This is a genomic window from Streptococcus sp. OH4692_COT-348, assembly GCF_003859975.1.
GTDB lineage: Bacteria > Bacillota > Bacilli > Lactobacillales > Streptococcaceae > Streptococcus.
Genome location: NZ_RQZB01000007.1, coordinates 30,146 through 47,500 on the forward strand (window position 1 = coordinate 30,146; position 17,355 = coordinate 47,500).

Annotated in this window: 17 protein-coding genes; all 17 read left to right on the plus strand. The window is 38.0% G+C overall.

The features are described from left to right. Positions 1 to 28 precede the first annotated feature (28 nt). A complete protein-coding gene (locus tag EII37_RS05485; RefSeq protein WP_007517837.1) occupies positions 29 to 658 on the plus strand; it encodes a nicotinate-nucleotide adenylyltransferase in 630 nt (209 codons plus the stop codon). Then, the gene (gene yqeK, locus EII37_RS05490; RefSeq protein WP_124787857.1) at positions 658 to 1,251 is read left to right on the plus strand and encodes a bis(5'-nucleosyl)-tetraphosphatase (symmetrical) YqeK; all 594 of its coding nucleotides are present in this window, start codon (positions 658 to 660) and stop codon (positions 1,249 to 1,251) included. Before EII37_RS05485 ends, yqeK begins: the two co-directional genes overlap by 1 nt. Continuing rightward, complete coding sequence (rsfS, locus tag EII37_RS05495) at positions 1,252 to 1,605, plus strand: ribosome silencing factor (RefSeq protein ID WP_124787858.1); 354 nt, start codon at positions 1,252 to 1,254, stop codon at positions 1,603 to 1,605. Between the two features lie 95 nt (positions 1,606 to 1,700). Continuing rightward, positions 1,701 to 2,135 (plus strand): hypothetical protein, encoded by a 435-nt coding sequence (locus EII37_RS05500; protein WP_124787859.1) that lies wholly within the window; start codon positions 1,701 to 1,703, stop codon positions 2,133 to 2,135. 6 nt (positions 2,136 to 2,141) lie between these two features. Further along, positions 2,142 to 2,882: a class I SAM-dependent methyltransferase gene (locus EII37_RS05505; RefSeq protein ID WP_124787860.1), complete on the plus strand. Its 741-nt coding sequence runs from the start codon at positions 2,142 to 2,144 to the stop codon at positions 2,880 to 2,882. A gap of 32 nt (positions 2,883 to 2,914) precedes the next feature. Next, a complete protein-coding gene (locus tag EII37_RS05510; protein ID WP_124787861.1) occupies positions 2,915 to 4,678 on the plus strand; it encodes an ATP-dependent endonuclease in 1,764 nt (587 codons plus the stop codon). Between the two features lie 21 nt (positions 4,679 to 4,699). Next, positions 4,700 to 5,797 carry a nucleotidyltransferase gene (locus EII37_RS05515; protein ID WP_124787862.1) on the plus strand — a complete coding sequence of 366 codons (1,098 nt, stop codon included), beginning with the start codon at positions 4,700 to 4,702 and terminating at the stop codon, positions 5,795 to 5,797. A 228-nt stretch (positions 5,798 to 6,025) separates the two neighbouring features. Further along, positions 6,026 to 6,280, plus strand: coding sequence for a type II toxin-antitoxin system Phd/YefM family antitoxin (locus EII37_RS05520; RefSeq protein ID WP_185695956.1), 255 nt, complete (start codon positions 6,026 to 6,028; stop codon positions 6,278 to 6,280). Between the two features lie 3 nt (positions 6,281 to 6,283). Further along, entirely contained in the window at positions 6,284 to 6,538 is a 255-nt protein-coding gene (locus EII37_RS05525) for a Txe/YoeB family addiction module toxin (RefSeq protein WP_000924730.1), read from the plus strand. Between the two features lie 215 nt (positions 6,539 to 6,753). Further along, the gene (locus EII37_RS05530; protein WP_124787864.1) at positions 6,754 to 8,862 is read left to right on the plus strand and encodes a class I SAM-dependent DNA methyltransferase; all 2,109 of its coding nucleotides are present in this window, start codon (positions 6,754 to 6,756) and stop codon (positions 8,860 to 8,862) included. Further along, positions 8,855 to 10,114, plus strand: a complete 1,260-nt coding sequence (locus tag EII37_RS05535) for a restriction endonuclease subunit S (RefSeq protein WP_124787865.1) — start codon at positions 8,855 to 8,857, stop codon at positions 10,112 to 10,114. Before EII37_RS05530 ends, EII37_RS05535 begins: the two co-directional genes overlap by 8 nt. Further along, positions 10,115 to 10,966 carry a DUF6731 family protein gene (locus EII37_RS05540; RefSeq protein ID WP_124787866.1) on the plus strand — a complete coding sequence of 284 codons (852 nt, stop codon included), beginning with the start codon at positions 10,115 to 10,117 and terminating at the stop codon, positions 10,964 to 10,966. It abuts the gene before it with no gap. After that, a complete protein-coding gene (locus EII37_RS05545; RefSeq protein WP_124787867.1) occupies positions 10,950 to 11,444 on the plus strand; it encodes a hypothetical protein in 495 nt (164 codons plus the stop codon). Before EII37_RS05540 ends, EII37_RS05545 begins: the two co-directional genes overlap by 17 nt. A gap of 47 nt (positions 11,445 to 11,491) precedes the next feature. Next, entirely contained in the window at positions 11,492 to 14,464 is a 2,973-nt protein-coding gene (locus tag EII37_RS05550; protein ID WP_124787868.1) for a type I restriction endonuclease subunit R, read from the plus strand. Between the two features lie 123 nt (positions 14,465 to 14,587). After that, complete coding sequence (locus EII37_RS05555) at positions 14,588 to 16,201, plus strand: ribonuclease Y (RefSeq protein WP_124787869.1); 1,614 nt, start codon at positions 14,588 to 14,590, stop codon at positions 16,199 to 16,201. 127 nt (positions 16,202 to 16,328) lie between these two features. After that, positions 16,329 to 16,955, plus strand: a complete 627-nt coding sequence (gene gmk, locus EII37_RS05560) for a guanylate kinase (RefSeq protein ID WP_078352782.1) — start codon at positions 16,329 to 16,331, stop codon at positions 16,953 to 16,955. A 24-nt stretch (positions 16,956 to 16,979) separates the two neighbouring features. Then, complete coding sequence (gene rpoZ / locus EII37_RS05565) at positions 16,980 to 17,294, plus strand: DNA-directed RNA polymerase subunit omega (protein WP_000979235.1); 315 nt, start codon at positions 16,980 to 16,982, stop codon at positions 17,292 to 17,294. Positions 17,295 to 17,355: the final 61 nt, after the last annotated feature.

A 17,355-nucleotide genomic window follows, 5' to 3' on the forward strand; every position in this document is an offset into this window, starting at 1 on the left:
TTTACAGAGAAATAAAGGAGACTAGCCTATGGCAATTGAACTATTAACTCCCTTTACCAAGGTAGAGTTGGAGCCAGAAATCAAGGAGAAAAAACGTAAACAAGTCGGGATTTTAGGGGGGAATTTTAACCCTGTTCACAATGCCCATCTCATTGTTGCGGATCAAGTGCGCCAGCAGTTGGGACTAGATCAAGTTCTGCTCATGCCTGAATACCAACCTCCTCATGTAGATAAAAAGGAAACCATCCCTGAACACCACCGTCTCAAGATGCTTGAGTTGGCGATTGAGGGGATTGAAGGACTAGCCATTGAAACTATTGAGTTGGAGCGCAAGGGCATTTCTTACACCTACGACACTATGAAGATTTTGACAGAGCAACATCCTGATACGGATTATTACTTTATCATCGGTGCTGACATGGTGGACTATCTACCCAAGTGGTATCGAATTGATGAGCTGGTTGACATGGTTCAGTTTGTGGGGGTTCAGCGCCCACGCTACAAAGCAGGAACTTCCTATCCAGTTATCTGGGTGGATGTGCCTCTCATGGATATCTCGTCCAGCATGGTGCGTGACTTCCTTGCCCAAGGTCGGAAACCCAACTTTCTCCTGCCTCAGCCAGTTCTAGACTATATCGAGAAGGAGGGGCTCTACTGATGGCCTATCAAGACTATATCAACTGCTCCCGTGAGACTTTGTTGGAAAAAATGGCAGAGCTTCTACCTGAAAAGCGTTTAACCCATTGCTTGGGTGTGGAACGTGCAGCCATAGAATTGGCCCAGCGATTTGGAGTCAATGTTGAGAAAGCTGGTCTAGCAGGCCTTCTTCATGATTATGCTAAAAAGTTGTCAGATCAGGAATTTCTGGACTTGATTGACCGTTACCAATTAGACCCTGATCTCAAAAACTGGGGCAATAATGTCTGGCATGGAATGGTGGGTATCTACAAGATTCAAGAAGACTTGGATTTGCATGATCCAGAAATCCTGCGAGCCATTGAAATCCATACAGTCGGGGCTGGTCAGATGACAGACTTAGACAAGGTCATCTACGTCGCAGACTATATCGAGCACAATCGTGCCTTTCCAGGTGTGGATGTGGCGCGTGAAATTGCTGAGCTATCGCTCAATAAGGCAGTGGCCTACGAAACAGCTCGTACTGTGGAGCATCTAGCTCATCAGGGATTTCCCATCTATCCCCAAACCCTTGAAACCTATAACGCCTTTGTGCACTATTTGAAAGAGGACTAAATGAACGAAAAAGAATTACTAGAACTAGTCGTGAAAGCGGCTGATGAGAAACGTGCGGAAGATATCCTCGCACTTGACGTACAAGATTTGACCAGCGTGACGGACTACTTTGTTATAACTAGCTCGATGAATAGCCGTCAGTTGGACGCTATCGCCGACAATATCCGTGAAAAAGTAGCTGAAGCTGGCTTTAAAGGTAGCCATGTTGAAGGCGATGCAGCTGGAGGCTGGGTCTTGCTGGACCTTGGTGCTGTCGTTGTGCATATTTTCTCAGAAGAAATGCGTGCCCACTATAACCTAGAGAAGCTATGGCATGAGGCAGACTCAGTAGATATTTCAGAAGCCTTAGCATAGTAGATGAACTATATCTTAGTATCGACTTTTTTTAGATTTGGCTCAGTCAACTTATTGACTGGGCTATTTTCGGGAGAATGAATTGGAATTTATAAATGAATAGAAAAAATAAATTAAGAGGACAATATTTTAAGAAGCACAATATAGATGAGAAGTATAATACAATCGAAAATGAAATTCACCACATTATTGAATGGAATGAAGCAGAAAAGGGTTTAGTTTCAAAACAAGAGGTGGACAGTATAGGAAATTTATTGCTCATCAGCAAGAATAAACATACTATTATCACGGCTAAAACTAATCAATTCAGAGAATCAAATATTAGACAAGTTAGAAAAGAACCGCCTCGCAAGTATTATAAGATTAAATATACTGAATTAAGCAATATGCTAACTTTAATAAATATAAATAATGATACTGAAACAATTGATTTAAAAATAGGAAAAGATGTTTTTTTATGTAAGAATATGATTCCTAATATATTAGAAGTGAATGAACAACTATTAAAGAAATATTTTAAAAGTGAGTAAAAAATTATGGCAACTTATGAAACCTTTGCGGCGGTCTATGATGCGGTCATGGACGATAGTTTATATGATAAATGGACGGGTTTTTCTCTGCGTCATTTGCCTAAGAACAAGGAGAGAAAGAAACTCTTGGAATTGGCTTGTGGGACAGGCATCCAGTCTGTTCGCTTTTCTCAGGCTGGTTTTGATGTGACTGGACTTGACTTGAGCGCAGATATGCTGAAGATTGCTGAGAAGAGAGCGGCTTCAGCCAAACAAAAGATTGACTTTATTGAAGGAAATATGCTGGATTTGTCCAAGGCAGGTCAATACGATTTTGTCACTTGCTACTCGGACTCTATCTGCTACATGCAGGATGAGGTGGAAGTAGGAGACGTCTTTAAGGAAGTGTATAACGCTCTTAATGAAGACGGAGTTTTCATCTTTGATGTCCATTCAACCTATCAGACAGATGAAGTTTTTCCAGGCTATTCCTACCATGAAAATGCAGAAGATTTCGCAATGCTCTGGGATACCTACGAGGATGCAGCGCCTCACTCCATCGTGCATGAGCTGACTTTTTTTATCAAGGAGGCGGACGGTTCTTTTAGTCGCCACGATGAAGTGCATGAGGAGCGGACCTATGAAGTCTTGACCTATGATATTTTGCTGGAACAGGCTGGTTTCAAATCCTTCAAACTTTATGCGGACTTTGAGGACAAAGAGCCAACAGAAACTAGCACCCGTTGGTTTTTTGTATGTTATAAATAATTTTATGAATTGAAAAGGGAGATGCTAATTAGATGCTTAAATTTTTACATTTAGAAGATTATCGTTGCTTTAAAGATACAAAACTAGAGTTTAAAGATTTAACTATTGCAGTTGGAAAAAATAATGCAGGAAAATCAACCATTATTGAAGCATTAAGAATAATTTCTTATGCGTTATCTAAACCAATTTTTAGAAATATTCCTGACAATTTGGCTCGCAATTTCTCTAAAAAAGCTAAATATATTATTGTTAACGGTAAAATGTTAAAAATCAATACTAGTACAATCCCACATAAATATGAAGAAGATGCTAAACCAAAACTCACTGCTGGATTTCATGGAGGATATAAAATTATAGTTCATTTCCATGATGACTTAATATTTGCACTTGTTTATGATTCGAATGGTAAAATTATTACTAATAAAACTACTTTTAACAATTCTGGATTCCCAAAGTTAAATATTTTACCTCAAATAGGTCCGCTAAGAAAAATTGAAAAATACTTGTCGAAAGAGACAGTAAGGAAAGATAAAGATACATATTTATCATCATTACACTTCAGAAATGAAATTTATTTAGAAATGACTAATGATGAAAATGTATTTAATGAATTTTCATCATTAATTAAGCAAACATGGAAAAATCTGCACATAAATCCTCCCAAAATTGACTTCTCTTCAGATGACCCTTTGGTTTCTCTAGTTGTAGGAGAGAATGAGTTTATGACAGAATTAGGATATGTTGGCAATGGACTTCAAATGTGGCTGCAAATGATGTGGTTTGTTACTAAATCAAAAAATCAAGGGATAACGACGGTTATTTTAGATGAGCCAGATGTATATATGCATCCCGATTTACAACGAAAATTATTGAAATATGTTCGTAGAAATTTTCAACAAGTTATCATTGCGACTCACTCAATAGAAATTATTTCTGAAGTAGATTCAGAGAATATTTTGAATGTTAGTAATAAAAAGAAAAACTTGAAGTATACAAATGAGTTACTTGCTGTTCAAAAAGTGGTGGATGAAATCGGAAGTATTCAAAATATGTCTTTGATACGTTTGTTTACGTATAAGAAATTACTATTTCTTGAAGGTGACGATATGTGGTATTTGAAGAAGTTTTTTGATAAGTTATATCCTGAAAGTGATTTTTCAATTGATCATATATTTTCTATAAAAATAAAAGGTTTTTCGAACTTTAAAAAATATTTTAAAGTGGCTGATTTTTTTAAGAGTATCGATGGAAAACTAAGTATAATTGGAATATTAGATAGAGATTACTATCCCGATTCGTTCTTAAGTTCAATAAAACAGGATGCAGAAGCTAAAGAGCGTCTAAAGTTACATATTTGGACTAAAAAAGAAATAGAAAATTATCTTTTGATTCCTGAAGTTTTATTTAGAATATCAAAAGGACAAGATAGAGATAAGTTTTATCAAGAATTAGAAGGAATTTGTGAAACTTTTCGAGAAGAGACATTCGGAAAGTTCTTTGATAAGATGGTATCTTACGGAATGGGAGATGGAAAAGAATTAAATTCTAAGTGGGAACCATCAAAGACTCATTCTAAATGTCAGGAATTATTTGATAATCGATGGAAAGTTAGTCTAGAAAATAAAATGTCGATGATTAATGGTAAAGATTTGAAAAGTGAAATTTATAAATTCATTAATAAAGAGTATCATCAAAATTGCACAGATAAAATTATACTTAAAGAGATAAATAGAGAGGAAGTGCATAAAGATATTGAGAATTTATTTTTAGATATTATTGATGGTATAGAAATATAGGTATTAAAGTAGGAGATTAGCATGACCATCACAGGTATTATCGCAGAGTTTAATCCCTTTCATAATGGGCATAAATACCTGCTTGAGCAGGCTGAGGGACTGAAAATCGTTGCCATGTCTGGAAATTTCATGCAACGTGGAGAGCCTGCTATTGTGGATAAGTGGGCACGGACTCAGATGGCACTGGAAAATGGCGCAGACTTGGTAGTGGAATTGCCCTTTTTAGTCAGTGTTCAGGCAGCAGATTTCTTTGGTCAAGGAGCTGTGGATATCTTAGCTCAGTTAGGGACTGATAACTTAGCCTTTGGGACGGAGGAAGTTCTAGATTACCAGAAAATCGCTGACTTATACACAGATCGGGGTGCTGAGATGGAGAAATTTGTGGAAAATCTGCCTGATTCTCTCTCTTATCCCCAGAAAACCCAAGCTATGTGGAAGGAATTTGCAGGTCTTGATTTTTCTGGCAATACGCCCAATCATGTTCTTGCTCTTGCCTATGTTAAGGCAGTTGCGGGACGCAACATCAAACTCCATCCGATTCAGCGTCAGGGGGCTGGCTATCACTCTGTGGACAAGGATGTGGACTTTGCTTCGGCGACAGCCCTTCGTCAGCACCAGAGGGACAAAGATTTCTTAGAACACTTTATGCCTTCTGTTGCCCTATTTGAGCAGGCCAGTAAGGTGAGCTGGGATGACTATTTTCCCTTGCTCCGATATCAAATTTTGTCAAATCCCGACCTAACCACCATCTATCAGGTCAATCAAGAAATGGCTGTGCGTATTAAGGATGCCATTAAGACAGCCCAATCGGTAGAAGAATTGGTCGAGGCGGTTGCTACCAAGCGGTACACCAAGGCGCGTGTCAGACGTCTCCTGACCTATATTTTGGTGCAAGCCAGAGAGAGTTCCTTGCCAGAAGGGATTCATGTTCTTGGTTTTACCGAAAAAGGCAGACAACATCTCAAATCTCTGAAAGGGCAGGTACATTTAGTCAGCCGAATTGGCAAAGAACCCTGGGACGCAATGACTCAAAAGGCAGATAGAATTTACCAACTAGGAAATTCGAGTATAAAAGAGCAGAATTTTGGAAGAGTGCCGATTAGAATAGAAACAAACTAAGTCTACTGAAAGGTGGACTTTTTGAGATTTTTTACGAATAATACTCTTCGAAAATCTCTTCAAACCACGTCAACGTCGCCTTGCTGTACTCAAGTACAGCCTGCGGCTAGTTTGCTCTTTGCTTTTCATTGAGTATAAATAGATAGAAAAGAAAATCTTGTACAAGTTCCTGACAATTTCTTTCTTTTTGTGTATAATAGTGGAAAAGAGGTAAAACGAGGTATGGTTATGGAAGCAGTTCTTTACTCAACATTCCGAAATCATTTAAAAGACTACATGAAAAAGGTAAATGATGAATTTGAGCCTTTGACGGTAGTTAATAAAAATCCAGATGAGGACATTGTAGTTCTTTCAAAGAGTGAGTGGGATAGTATTCAAGAAACTCTGAAAATCGCTCAAAACAAGGCACTATCTGACAAGGTCTTGCGAGGAATGGCTCAAGTTCGTGCTGGAAGCACTCAAGTCCATGTTATTGAGGAGTGAGGAATGCTACTCAAGTTTACAGAAGATGCCTGGGCAGATTATTGCTACTGGCAAACTCAGGACAAGAAAACGTTAAAAAGAATCAATAAACTAATCAAGGATATTCAACGTGATCCCTTTACAGGAATAGGTAAACCAGAACCACTCAAGTATGACTACCAAGGAGCCTGGTCACGTCGTATCGACGCAGAAAATCGCTTGATTTATATGATGGATGGAGATAGCGTGGCTTTCTTGTCTTTCAAAGATCATTACTAAGTCTACTGCGAAGTAGGCTTTTTATTTTTTAAATTTTTATTAGTAAGTTTAAGATAAAGTTTTTTGGAAAATGACAGAAGCCCTAGTACAAAAGACAAAAACTCAGTAAAGAAATTTAGTATATGAACTTCGATCTTTACCCTTGAATACGCTTTATAACTCGTATTTTGTGGTATAATGAAGAGAATTGTTAATAATAAAAACAGGGGAAGTAAATGTCTAATTTCAAAGAAAAATTACCACTATTCCAAGCAAATGACATCCAAATTTCTAATGATGTCAATACGGTTTGGTCTATCGCTAACACTCTTAGAGGGGCTTATCGAGCAGATAAGTATCGCGATGTCATTATTCCAATGTTTGTCCTGACTCGTTTAGAAGCTGCCTTGCTGCCAACCAAGGATCAGGTGGTAGCACAATACAAAGCAAATCCCAATACACCTGAGAAAGTGTTGGAGAAACTCTCAGGCTATCGTTACTACAATGTTAGTCCTTTTACGTTGGAAAATCTTCAAAATGATCCAAATGCAATCGAGGAGAATTTTCTAGCCTATCTGGATGGCTATTCCTATCGTGTCAAGGACATCATTGAAAACCTAAAATTTAAAGAGCAAGTCCGTACTCTGGCCCAGAGTGGTCGCCTTTTCACGGTTATTAAAAAGTTCTCTCAAATTGATTTGTCTCCAAGTTCAGTTGACTCTATGCGTATGGGATACATGTTTGAGGATATCATCCGCCGATTTTCTGAAAATGAGGAAGCGGGGTCTCACTATACCCCTCGTGAAGTTATTGCTCTGATGGTCAACCTCCTCTTGATTGAGGCATACGAAGAACTTTTTGTTGATAAAAAAGAGTTGAAAATACTAGACATGGCCGCTGGAACTGGGGGAATGCTGGCTACAGCTAAAAGCTATATCCGTCAGTTGAATACAGGAGTCACTGTCCGTCTTTTTGGTCAAGAAGTTTTGCCTGAAACCTTTGGGATTGGTCGTGCAGATATGCTAATTCGTCAGGAAGATTCTGACTATTTTGTGAAGGTGGATACCTTAAAAGATCCAGACCCTTTTCCAGATACTAAAATGAGCTTTGTCATCGCTAACCCTCCCTTCGGTCAAGCTTGGGGTGGTAAGGATGCGGATGATGGGGTTGAGGATGCAGTTAAGAAAGATCATCAACTCTTTGATAAAACAGAAGGTCGTCAAGGTCGTTTTGTTGCGACTCCAGGAACTGGAGATGCTCAACTACTCTTCCATCTTCATGCTCTTGCAAAATTAGAAGAAAATGGCCGTGCAGCCATCATTTCAAATGGGTCTCCCCTCTTTTCAGGTGGGACGTCATCGGGAGAAAGTCAGATTCGCCGTTATATCCTTGAGAATGATTTGCTGGAAGCTATAGTCGCCCTTCCAGGTCAATTTTTCTATAACACGGGAATTGGGATTTATATCTGGATTTATAATAAAAACAAATCTCCTGAGCGCCAGAATAAGGTTCAGTTTATCGATGCGACGGAGGAGTTTGTTCCTTTACGTAAATCTCTAGGTCAAAAACGCCGTGAGTTGTCCCAAGATAACATCCGTCAGATCCTTCGCTGGTACGATGATTTTCAAGAAAATGACCATGTAAAAATCTTTGACAATCAAGAGTTTCTCTATCGAGAGTTTACAGTTATGCAACCTCTACAACGTCGTGGCCAGATAAGCGAAGAAACAATTGAGAAAGCGAAAAGTGTTCCTTTTCTAGCTAAACTATTTGATGAATACAAGTACCAAGAATTGCGAGAGATGGAACCACGTTCAGCCAAGGATGAGAAAAAATTACAGGACTTTGTAGCTGGCAAGACCAAGCAAGAAGCTATCCTGACAGCTCTTGCTAAGGGAAGCTCTGACAAGACCTATCCTGACTTTGAGAACTTTGTCCAAGTCATCAAGGACTTGCTGGGAGAGTTTAAGCTTACGCCTGCTAATATCAATGCGCTAGCCTTAGCTATGAGTGAAATGGACAAGACAGCAGAGGTTATCCGAACCAAGAAGAAAGACAAGGCAAATGAGATTGCCGATGGGATTGTCTATGATAAGACCACCAAGGACAGTGAAATCGTTAAGCTGACAGAGAATGTGGAAGACTACTTTGCGCGTGAGGTTTATCCTCATGTACCTGACGCCCACTACTGGTTTGATGAGGAAAAAGGCTATGGAGCAGAGATTCCTTTTACCCGCTATTTCTATCAATACCAAGCACCAGAAAGTGCAGAAAAGCTCTTAGCTGAGTTTTATGACTTGGAAGCAGAATTACAGACTCTCTTGGAGGAACTCAAACATGACTAGGATGAAAGAGAGTGGTATCGACTGGATTGGACAGATACCAGAAGAGTGGGAGATGTCTAAAATAAGATATTTAGTAACTACTAGAAGTGAAAAAAGAATAACAGACTCTTCTGTACCTTATATAGGATTAGAAAATATAGAAAGTCAAACTGGGAAATTTGTTAAAACTGGTATACAAGTTGATAAGAGTGAAAATATTGTAGTCGAAATTGGAGATGTTTTATTTGGGAAGTTAAGACCATATTTAAGAAAATATTGGCGAGCCACATTCACTTCAACGGCTAGCTCAGAATTTCTTGTATTTCAATCTTCAGAATTAGATATGAATTTTTTATACTATGCTATTCAAAGTGATAGTTTTATTGAAGAAGTTAATACTTCAACTTATGGTAGTAAAATGCCTAGAGCAAGTTGGGAATATATAAAAAATATGAGAATTGCTTTTCCAACAAGTCTTGTTGAACAACAAAAAATTGCTGATTTTCTTGATAAGAAAATTGTCCAATTAGATAAGGTTAAATCCCTATTGGAAGAGCAAATTCAAAAACTCAAAGACTACCGAGCTAGCTTGATTTATGAAACCGTCACAAAAGGACTGGATAAAACAGTCCCCATGAAAGACTCAGGTGTCGACTGGATTGGACAGATACCTCAAGGGTGGGGAGTAATTAAGTTCAAGTATTTAGGCGATGTGAAGCAGGGATTGACATATTCGCCCAGCGATATAGTAGATAAGGATGAAGGGATTCTAGTTCTGAGATCTGGGAATATTCAGAACGGTATTTTAGATTTTAATAATAATGTGTATGTAAAAACAAAAGTAGCAGAATCTATTGTACTTAGAAAAAATGATATTCTTATAACGGCTAGGAATGGTAGTCCAGTATTGATTGGTAAAAACGCGATTATTGATACAGATATAAAAGCTACTTTTGGTGCATTTATGATGGTTTTTAGAGCCAATAAAAGTTTATTTGCTAAGTTTGCTTTTTATTTAATGAATGTTAGCTTTAATTTTTATCGAACATTCTTTACAACTAGTACAGTTAATCAACTAACTGCGGCTATTTTTAATGGAATTGAGGTGCCTCTTCCATCTATTTATGAACAGAAAAAAATCACTGATTTCTTAGACCAAAAAACGGTTCAAATTGATAAATTAATTCAAATCAAGAACCAACAAATTGAAAATATTAATAAACAACGACAAACTCTTATTTATGATTATGTAACAGGGAAGAGGAGGGTGTAAATGCTTGTGGAACGTGAATTCAAGTGTCTTTTTTATAAAGCTGTTTCTAAAACAAATGCAGTATCAAAGATTAATGCATTTTTTGCAGGTCTTAATCCAGCAGTATCATTGGTTACGGAATCTATTGGAAATCTATCATATTATTTACGCAATGATATTCGTAAAACAGATACTTATATAGTATTTACTATTGCAAAGGTTAATTTGGAGCAAGATATTCAAATTGATGATATTCAGACTCAAAATAGAGATATTGTGGAAAAAGAAGATACCGAAGGAATAGCTAATGATGCTCAATTTTTGTATGATTTTAAAAATAGCATTTTGCTTCAGAAAAGAGGGAAATCGCAAACTACAATAGAAGAATTAAGAAAATTTATAGCTTTAAAGGTCGGAATTGATTATAAAGAATTTGAATTTGTTATCATAAAGGATAAGGATGCCACTAAAAATCTAGATAAGATGCGACATGTTCATGATGTTGTTTTTTCAATCGCTATTCCAGAAAATTTATCATTATTCTCAGAACAAGTAAAAGATATTAATAGTGGTGTTGAATTTGCTAAGGAAATGTCAGCAAAAAGTATGGAATTGAGAATTAAGGGGACTGATTTAAATAAAAATAGACTGAGACGTGCAATAGACGAATTTTGTTCTTATAAAGATAATCAAAATGTAAAGATAAGAACTATGTCTGTCTATGGTGATTCTGAGATAATAGATTTAGTAAATCATAAGTTGAACTATTATGAAAAATATTACATAGAAGATATTGATAATGATATTATTTACGATAAACTGGAAAAAGCATACAAAGAGAAGGAAGGATATTTAGTTGCTTTCAAAGATTAGAAAATACAAGGGATATTTATTTTTAATAATCTCTTTAATAGTATCTTTCTACGCTTTTCATTCCCAACTTCAATTATGTGTTATCCATAATTATGTTGAATTCGTATCATCTATCCAAAATGTTTTGATTTTTATATCAGGTGTATTAGTTGCTGCATTTGGAATAACATCATTTTTTGCAACAAATCGATTTATAAAAAAATTAAAAAGTCTTAATGTAGATTTATTGATAATAGAAAGACTATTTGATCTATCGTTATTATCCTTTATATTAACAATTTTTCCTTCTTTTTTTCTTGCTCAAGAACCAAGTAGCACTAATGATATTTTACGTGTAACTCTGTCTATATTTATTGGATTATTAATGTTTTTTGTATTATCGCTATGTGATTTAATAAAGGCGTTTAGAAAAATATTGAAAATTACTATAGATTCTGAGAAAGAAAGAAGAAAGATGACGGAAAATGATGATATTTAAGCATAAGGAAGATAAAAATTTTAGTTAGTATTAGAAAGTGAGAAACTATGGCAAATTTGGGCTTGAAGGAGCGCTATGATTTCCAGCAGTGGATTATCAAAGACTTGAAAGAAAAAAATGCCTATATCCAGCGGGCCGCTACTTGCTACGATCCTAGATTAGCCATGGATGTGGAACTTCTATGGGATTTTCTGATGGAAACCCAGGAGGAGACCATGGACTATCTCCTTAAAAAGCTTAGCAAGGAGACAATCGTCAATCTGATTAATAAAGAAATCGTCAAGGGTGGCTTTTTATTCGCCTTGAAAGAAGGAGTTTTTATTGAAAATAAACAACTTCGTCTTCTTTATCGTAAACCTGCTACTAGTTTTAATGAAAAAGCTGTTCAGCAATACCAAGCCAATTGTCTATCCGTTATGGAAGAAGTGGTTTATGAGGAGAGCGACCGCATTGACCTTGTTATCTTTATCAATGGATTAGCACTATTTGCTATAGAGCTTAAGTTTAATCCCAGTGGTCAGTCTGTTCAGGATGCTATCAAGCAGTTAAAGGGGCGCAATCCTAAGAATCGTCTTTTCCGTTTTGAACAGGGAGTCTTGGCTTCCTTTGCAGTGGATACCCTAGAAGTCTATATGACGACGCAATTGAAAGGACAAGAAACCTATTTCCTACCTTTTAATGTGGGGAAAGGGGAAGGTATTGAGATGGGAAGTGGTAACCCTCACAACCCTGATGGTGTCGATACAGACTACTTGTGGCTTGATGTCTTGACCAAGGATAGTATTCTCCAGTTAATAGAGAGTTTTATCTTTTTTGAGATGGATAAGCATAAAAAGAAGACCCTGATTTTCCCGAGATACCATCAGCGAAGAGCAGTTAGCCGTCTCCTAGAGGACATGAAAGTCAACTATACTGACAGTAATTATCTGATTCAGCATTCGGCTGGTTCTGGTAAAACCAATACCATTGCCTGGTTGGCTCATAGTTTAGTTTCTCTTCATGATGATCAGAATCAAAACATCGTAGATACTGTATTAATCGTAACAGACCGTATCGTAGTTGACCGTCAATTGCAAGAAGCAGTCAAGGAAATCTCCCACAAGCCTGGAGTGGTCAAGGTAATGGGCGACAAAGAAACCTCCAGTGATTTAGCGGATGCGATTGCAGGAAATACAAAAATCATAGCTACGACTATTCATAAGTTTGCCCAAATTAATCAATCCAACTGGATGTCTGTAGGGAACACTGCGAAAAAGAAATTTGCGATTTTAATTGATGAAGCCCACAGTTCAACGACAGGATCCTATATGAGTTCGGTTAGTCAAGTCTTGACAGAAACAGATATAGAAGATGGAACTATCGATGAGATTCAAGAAGTAAGTGTTGCGGACGCTATCGAGCAGGAGATTGCTCGGACAGGTAAGCAGGACAATGTCTCAATCATTGCCTTCACCGCAACTCCCAAGGCGACAACTCTACAGCTATTTGGTACAACACAAGCAGATGGTTCTAAAGCTCCTTTTGATGTTTATAGTATGAAGCAAGCTATTGAGGAAGGTTTTATTCTAGATGTTTTAGATAACTATACGACTTATAAGACCTATTACAAGCTCAATAAAGCAGTCGAAGAAGATCCTGAGCTAAAAACGACTCTTGCCAAGCGTAAGATTGCAAAATTTGTAGAATTATCTGATGAAAATATCAATCAAAAGGTTGAAATTATCATGGATCACTTTATCAGTCATGATATTATGGCTGAATTGGGTGGTCAAGGTAAGGCTATGATTGTGACTTCGGGTCGTGAGGCAGCAGTTAAGTATCAATTAGCCTTTCAAAAGTACTTCAAAGACCACAGTATCACTAGTATTGGAACCCTGATTGCCTTTTCTGGCAAGGTTGATTATCAAGGTAGTGAATATACTGAGTCGCAAATGAATCAGGTCAAGGAAGATTATTTGAAAGATCATTTTGATACGGAGGACTACCAAATCCTGATTGTGGCAAATAAGTATCAGACAGGGTTTGACCAACCAAAACTGGTTGCTATGTATGTAGATAAAAAGTTGCGAAGTGTTGCTGCGGTGCAAACATTGTCTCGTTTGAATCGTATCTATAGAGGCTACAATAAGAAGACCTTTATCCTTGATTTTAAAAATACTTATGACGATATTCGCTCAGCTTTTTCTCCCTACTACCGTGAGACTATTTTAGCAGATACAGTCACACCTAGCGATGTCTTGACCTTGGATCGGAAAATTGATGAGTATGGTATCTTGGACAGTAATGTTGTTCATGAGTTTAATCAATTCTTATATCAAGAAAAGAGAAACAGTAGAGAAAAACAAAAGATGGTTTCTCTGTTAAATCAAGGTTATGATAGAGTTAGACGGTTTGATGAAAAAGAACAACTTTCTATTCGAAAGGTTATTCGAGGTTTTCTTAGAATGTATACTTTCTTGATTCAGGCAACTGCTTATCAAAATGAAGTTCTACACGAACGTTATAATTATCTGCAAAGTCTTGTCAAGATGATTGATGTTCGCATTGGAGGAGATGATTTTACAATCGCAGATAAGATCGTAGTGGACTATATGAAACATAAGCAAACAGGTTCTTTCAGGTCAGTTTCTGAATTGGAATATCATCCAGAGTTAATACTTACCAAGCCAAGTACTGGAGGTGTTACGACTGACCAGGAGAAGCGTTTATCTGAAATCTTAGATGAAATTAACGAACAGTTGGATTTGGATATTGATCACCAAGTCGGTCTAAGTGGAGCGGTGTCCATTCGTGAATTGATGAAAAAGAATCCAAGACTAAAGCAATCTGCTCGTGTCAACTCTAGAGAAGACTTCGTTTTTGCTTTTGAAGAAGAGATTGACAATGCTCTTATAGAAGGATACTCTCAGAGTCAAGATTTATTTGGTGCTCTATTAAATAATGATTCTTTCAAGAAGAGATTAGCAGATATATTTATTGATGATGTGTTCAAAAGTTTGAAGGGATCCGAAGAAGTGTAATCCTAAAATTCACACTAATTTCCCCAAAACATATTCTATTTTAGGTTTGTGAAAATCACTTTTTTATGGTAGAATGTAAAAGAATGTATGTCATTCATAATAAAAATTAAATGAGGTAAAAACATGGAAATCATGTCGCTTGCGATTGCTGTTTTTGCCGTCATCATTGGTTTAGTCATTGGATATGTCAGCATCTCAGCTAAGATGAAATCATCTCAGGAAGCTGCAGATTTGATGCTTTTAAATGCTGAACAAGAAGCAACTAATTTACGTGGACAAGCTGAGCATGAAGCAGATTTACTTGTTAATGAAGCTAAACGTGAAAGCAAGTCTCTTAAAAAAGAAGCACTATTGGAGGCCAAAGAAGAAGCCAGAAAATACCGTGAAGAAGTGGACGCTGAATTCAAATCAGAACGTCAAGAACTCAAACAAATCGAAAGTCGTTTGACAGAGAGAGCTACTAGCCTCGACCGTAAGGACGACAATTTGACGAGTAAAGAACAAACACTTGAACAAAAAGAACAAAGTATTTCTGATAGAGCGAAAAACCTTGATGCGCGTGAAGAGCAATTAGAGGAAGTCGAAAGACAAAAAGAAGCAGAGTTAGAGCGTATTGGTGCTCTGTCTCAGGCAGAAGCACGAGATATTATCTTGGCACAGACAGAGGAAAACTTGACCAAGGAGATTGCTAGCCGTATTCGCGAAGCTGAGCAAGAGGTCAAGGAACGTTCTGACAAAATGGCCAAGGACATCCTGGTTCAAGCTATGCAACGTATCGCTGGTGAATATGTAGCAGAGTCAACAAACTCAACAGTTCATCTGCCAGATGATACTATGAAGGGACGCATTATTGGTCGTGAAGGTCGTAACATTCGTACCTTTGAAAGTTTGACAGGGGTCGATGTGATTATCGACGATACACCAGAAGTGGTGACCTTGTCAGGTTTTGACCCGATTCGTCGCGAGATTGCCCGTATGACTATGGAAATGTTGCTCAAAGATGGTCGTATCCACCCAGCTCGTATCGAAGAGTTGGTTGAGAAAAACCGTCAAGAGATTGACAATAAGATCCGTGAATACGGTGAGGCAGCAGCCTATGAGATTGGTGCGCCAAACCTTCATCCAGACTTGATGAAGATTATGGGACGTTTGCAGTTCCGTACCTCTTATGGACAAAATGTTTTGCGCCATTCGATTGAAGTTGCTAAGTTAGCTGGTATTATGGCGAGCGAACTTGGTGAAAATGCGGCTCTTGCCCGTCGTGCTGGATTCCTTCACGATATCGGGAAAGCTATTGACCGCGAGGTTGAAGGTAGCCACGTTGAAATTGGTATGGAATTGGCTCGTAAGTATAAGGAACACCCAGTTGTGGTCAATACCATCGCTAGCCACCACGGCGATGTCGAAGCAGAAAGTGTCATTGCAGTGATCGTTGCTGCGGCAGATGCCTTGAGCGCAGCCCGTCCAGGTGCTCGTAGTGAGTCTCTTGAAAGCTACATCAAACGTCTTCATGATTTGGAAGAAATTGCTAACGGCTTTGAAGGAGTACAAACTAGCTTTGCCCTTCAAGCAGGACGTGAAATTCGTATCATGGTCAATCCAGGACAAATCAAGGACGACAAAGTCACAATCTTGGCTCACAAAGTTCGTGAGAAAATTGAAAACAATCTCGATTATCCAGGAAATATCAAGGTAACCGTGATTCGTGAACTGCGTGCAGTAGATTATGCTAAATAAATAAGAAAGAGCAGTTGAAAAATTACTGCTTTTTTGTTACACTAGATAGAAAGACTGTAAAGGATAATCTGGCTTTTGCCATTATTCTAGAGAAATGTTATTTCACAGACTGACTAAAGGAGACACAATGGCAGACCGAGGCTTACTAATCGTTTTTTCTGGTCCTTCAGGGGTTGGAAAAGGAACGGTTAGAAGAGAGATTTTTGAGAGTTCTGAAAACCAATTTCAATACTCTGTATCGATGACGACACGCGCACAACGTCCTGGAGAAGTGGACGGTGTTGACTATTTCTTCCGTACTCGCGAAGAGTTTGAAGAGCTGATTCGTCAAGGACAGATGTTGGAATACGCAGAATATGTCGGCAACTACTATGGAACACCTCTGACCTATGTCAATGAAACCTTGGACAAGGGAATCGATGTTTTCCTTGAAATTGAAGTTCAAGGCGCTCTTCAGGTCAAGAAAAAGGTTCCAGATGCTGTCTTTATCTTCCTGACACCACCAGATTTGGATGAATTGCAAGACCGTTTGGTAGGTCGTGGAACAGACAGCGCAGAAGTGATTGCCCAACGAATCGAAAAGGCCAAGGAAGAAATTGCCCTTATGCGTGAGTATGATTATGCGATTGTCAACGATCAGGTGCCCCTAGCTGCTGAGCGTGTCAAACGTGTGATCGAAGCCGAGCACTTCCGTGTGGATCGTGTCATTGGTCACTATCAGGAGATGTTACCAAAGTCTTCAACTACCCGATAAAATTTAGAAAATAGGTACAAGCAAATGATGTTAAAACCCTCTATTGATACCTTGCTTGACAAGGTTCCATCAAAATATTCACTCGTAATCTTGGAAGCAAAACGTGCCCACGAATTGGAAGCAGGTGCGCCAGCAACTCAAGGTTTCAAGTCTGAAAAATCAACTCTTCGCGCTTTAGAAGAAATCGAATCAGGAAACGTTACAATTCACCCAGATCCAGAAGGAAAACGTGAAGCGGTGCGTCGCCGTATCGAAGAAGAAAAACGCCGCAAAGAAGAAGAAGAAAAGAAAATCAAAGAGCAAATCGCTAAAGAAAAAGAAGATGGTGAAAAAATTTAAGGTTGGGGGGACTCAATCTTATTTTTTCTATTGCAAGAATGTACTGACAAGGAGGAGGTGA

Excerpts from the sequence above, each read along its gene's own strand:
- EII37_RS05540 (WP_124787866.1), top strand. The coding sequence starts at position 10,115 with ATGCTTGTGGAACGTGAATTCAAGTGTCTTTTTTATAAAGCTGTTTCT.
- EII37_RS05530 (WP_124787864.1), top strand. The coding sequence starts at position 6,754 with ATGTCTAATTTCAAAGAAAAATTACCACTATTCCAAGCAAATGACATC.
- EII37_RS05535 (WP_124787865.1), top strand. The coding sequence starts at position 8,855 with ATGACTAGGATGAAAGAGAGTGGTATCGACTGGATTGGACAGATACCA.
- EII37_RS05550 (WP_124787868.1), top strand. The coding sequence starts at position 11,492 with ATGGCAAATTTGGGCTTGAAGGAGCGCTATGATTTCCAGCAGTGGATT.
- EII37_RS05485 (WP_007517837.1), top strand. The coding sequence starts at position 29 with ATGGCAATTGAACTATTAACTCCCTTTACCAAGGTAGAGTTGGAGCCA.
- EII37_RS05500 (WP_124787859.1), top strand. The coding sequence starts at position 1,701 with ATGAATAGAAAAAATAAATTAAGAGGACAATATTTTAAGAAGCACAAT.
- EII37_RS05520 (WP_185695956.1), top strand. The coding sequence starts at position 6,026 with ATGGAAGCAGTTCTTTACTCAACATTCCGAAATCATTTAAAAGACTAC.
- rpoZ (WP_000979235.1), top strand. The coding sequence starts at position 16,980 with ATGATGTTAAAACCCTCTATTGATACCTTGCTTGACAAGGTTCCATCA.
- rsfS (WP_124787858.1), top strand. The coding sequence starts at position 1,252 with ATGAACGAAAAAGAATTACTAGAACTAGTCGTGAAAGCGGCTGATGAG.
- EII37_RS05505 (WP_124787860.1), top strand. The coding sequence starts at position 2,142 with ATGGCAACTTATGAAACCTTTGCGGCGGTCTATGATGCGGTCATGGAC.
- EII37_RS05525 (WP_000924730.1), top strand. The coding sequence starts at position 6,284 with ATGCTACTCAAGTTTACAGAAGATGCCTGGGCAGATTATTGCTACTGG.
- gmk (WP_078352782.1), top strand. The coding sequence starts at position 16,329 with ATGGCAGACCGAGGCTTACTAATCGTTTTTTCTGGTCCTTCAGGGGTT.
- EII37_RS05510 (WP_124787861.1), top strand. The coding sequence starts at position 2,915 with ATGCTTAAATTTTTACATTTAGAAGATTATCGTTGCTTTAAAGATACA.
- EII37_RS05515 (WP_124787862.1), top strand. The coding sequence starts at position 4,700 with ATGACCATCACAGGTATTATCGCAGAGTTTAATCCCTTTCATAATGGG.
- EII37_RS05555 (WP_124787869.1), top strand. The coding sequence starts at position 14,588 with ATGGAAATCATGTCGCTTGCGATTGCTGTTTTTGCCGTCATCATTGGT.
- yqeK (WP_124787857.1), top strand. The coding sequence starts at position 658 with ATGGCCTATCAAGACTATATCAACTGCTCCCGTGAGACTTTGTTGGAA.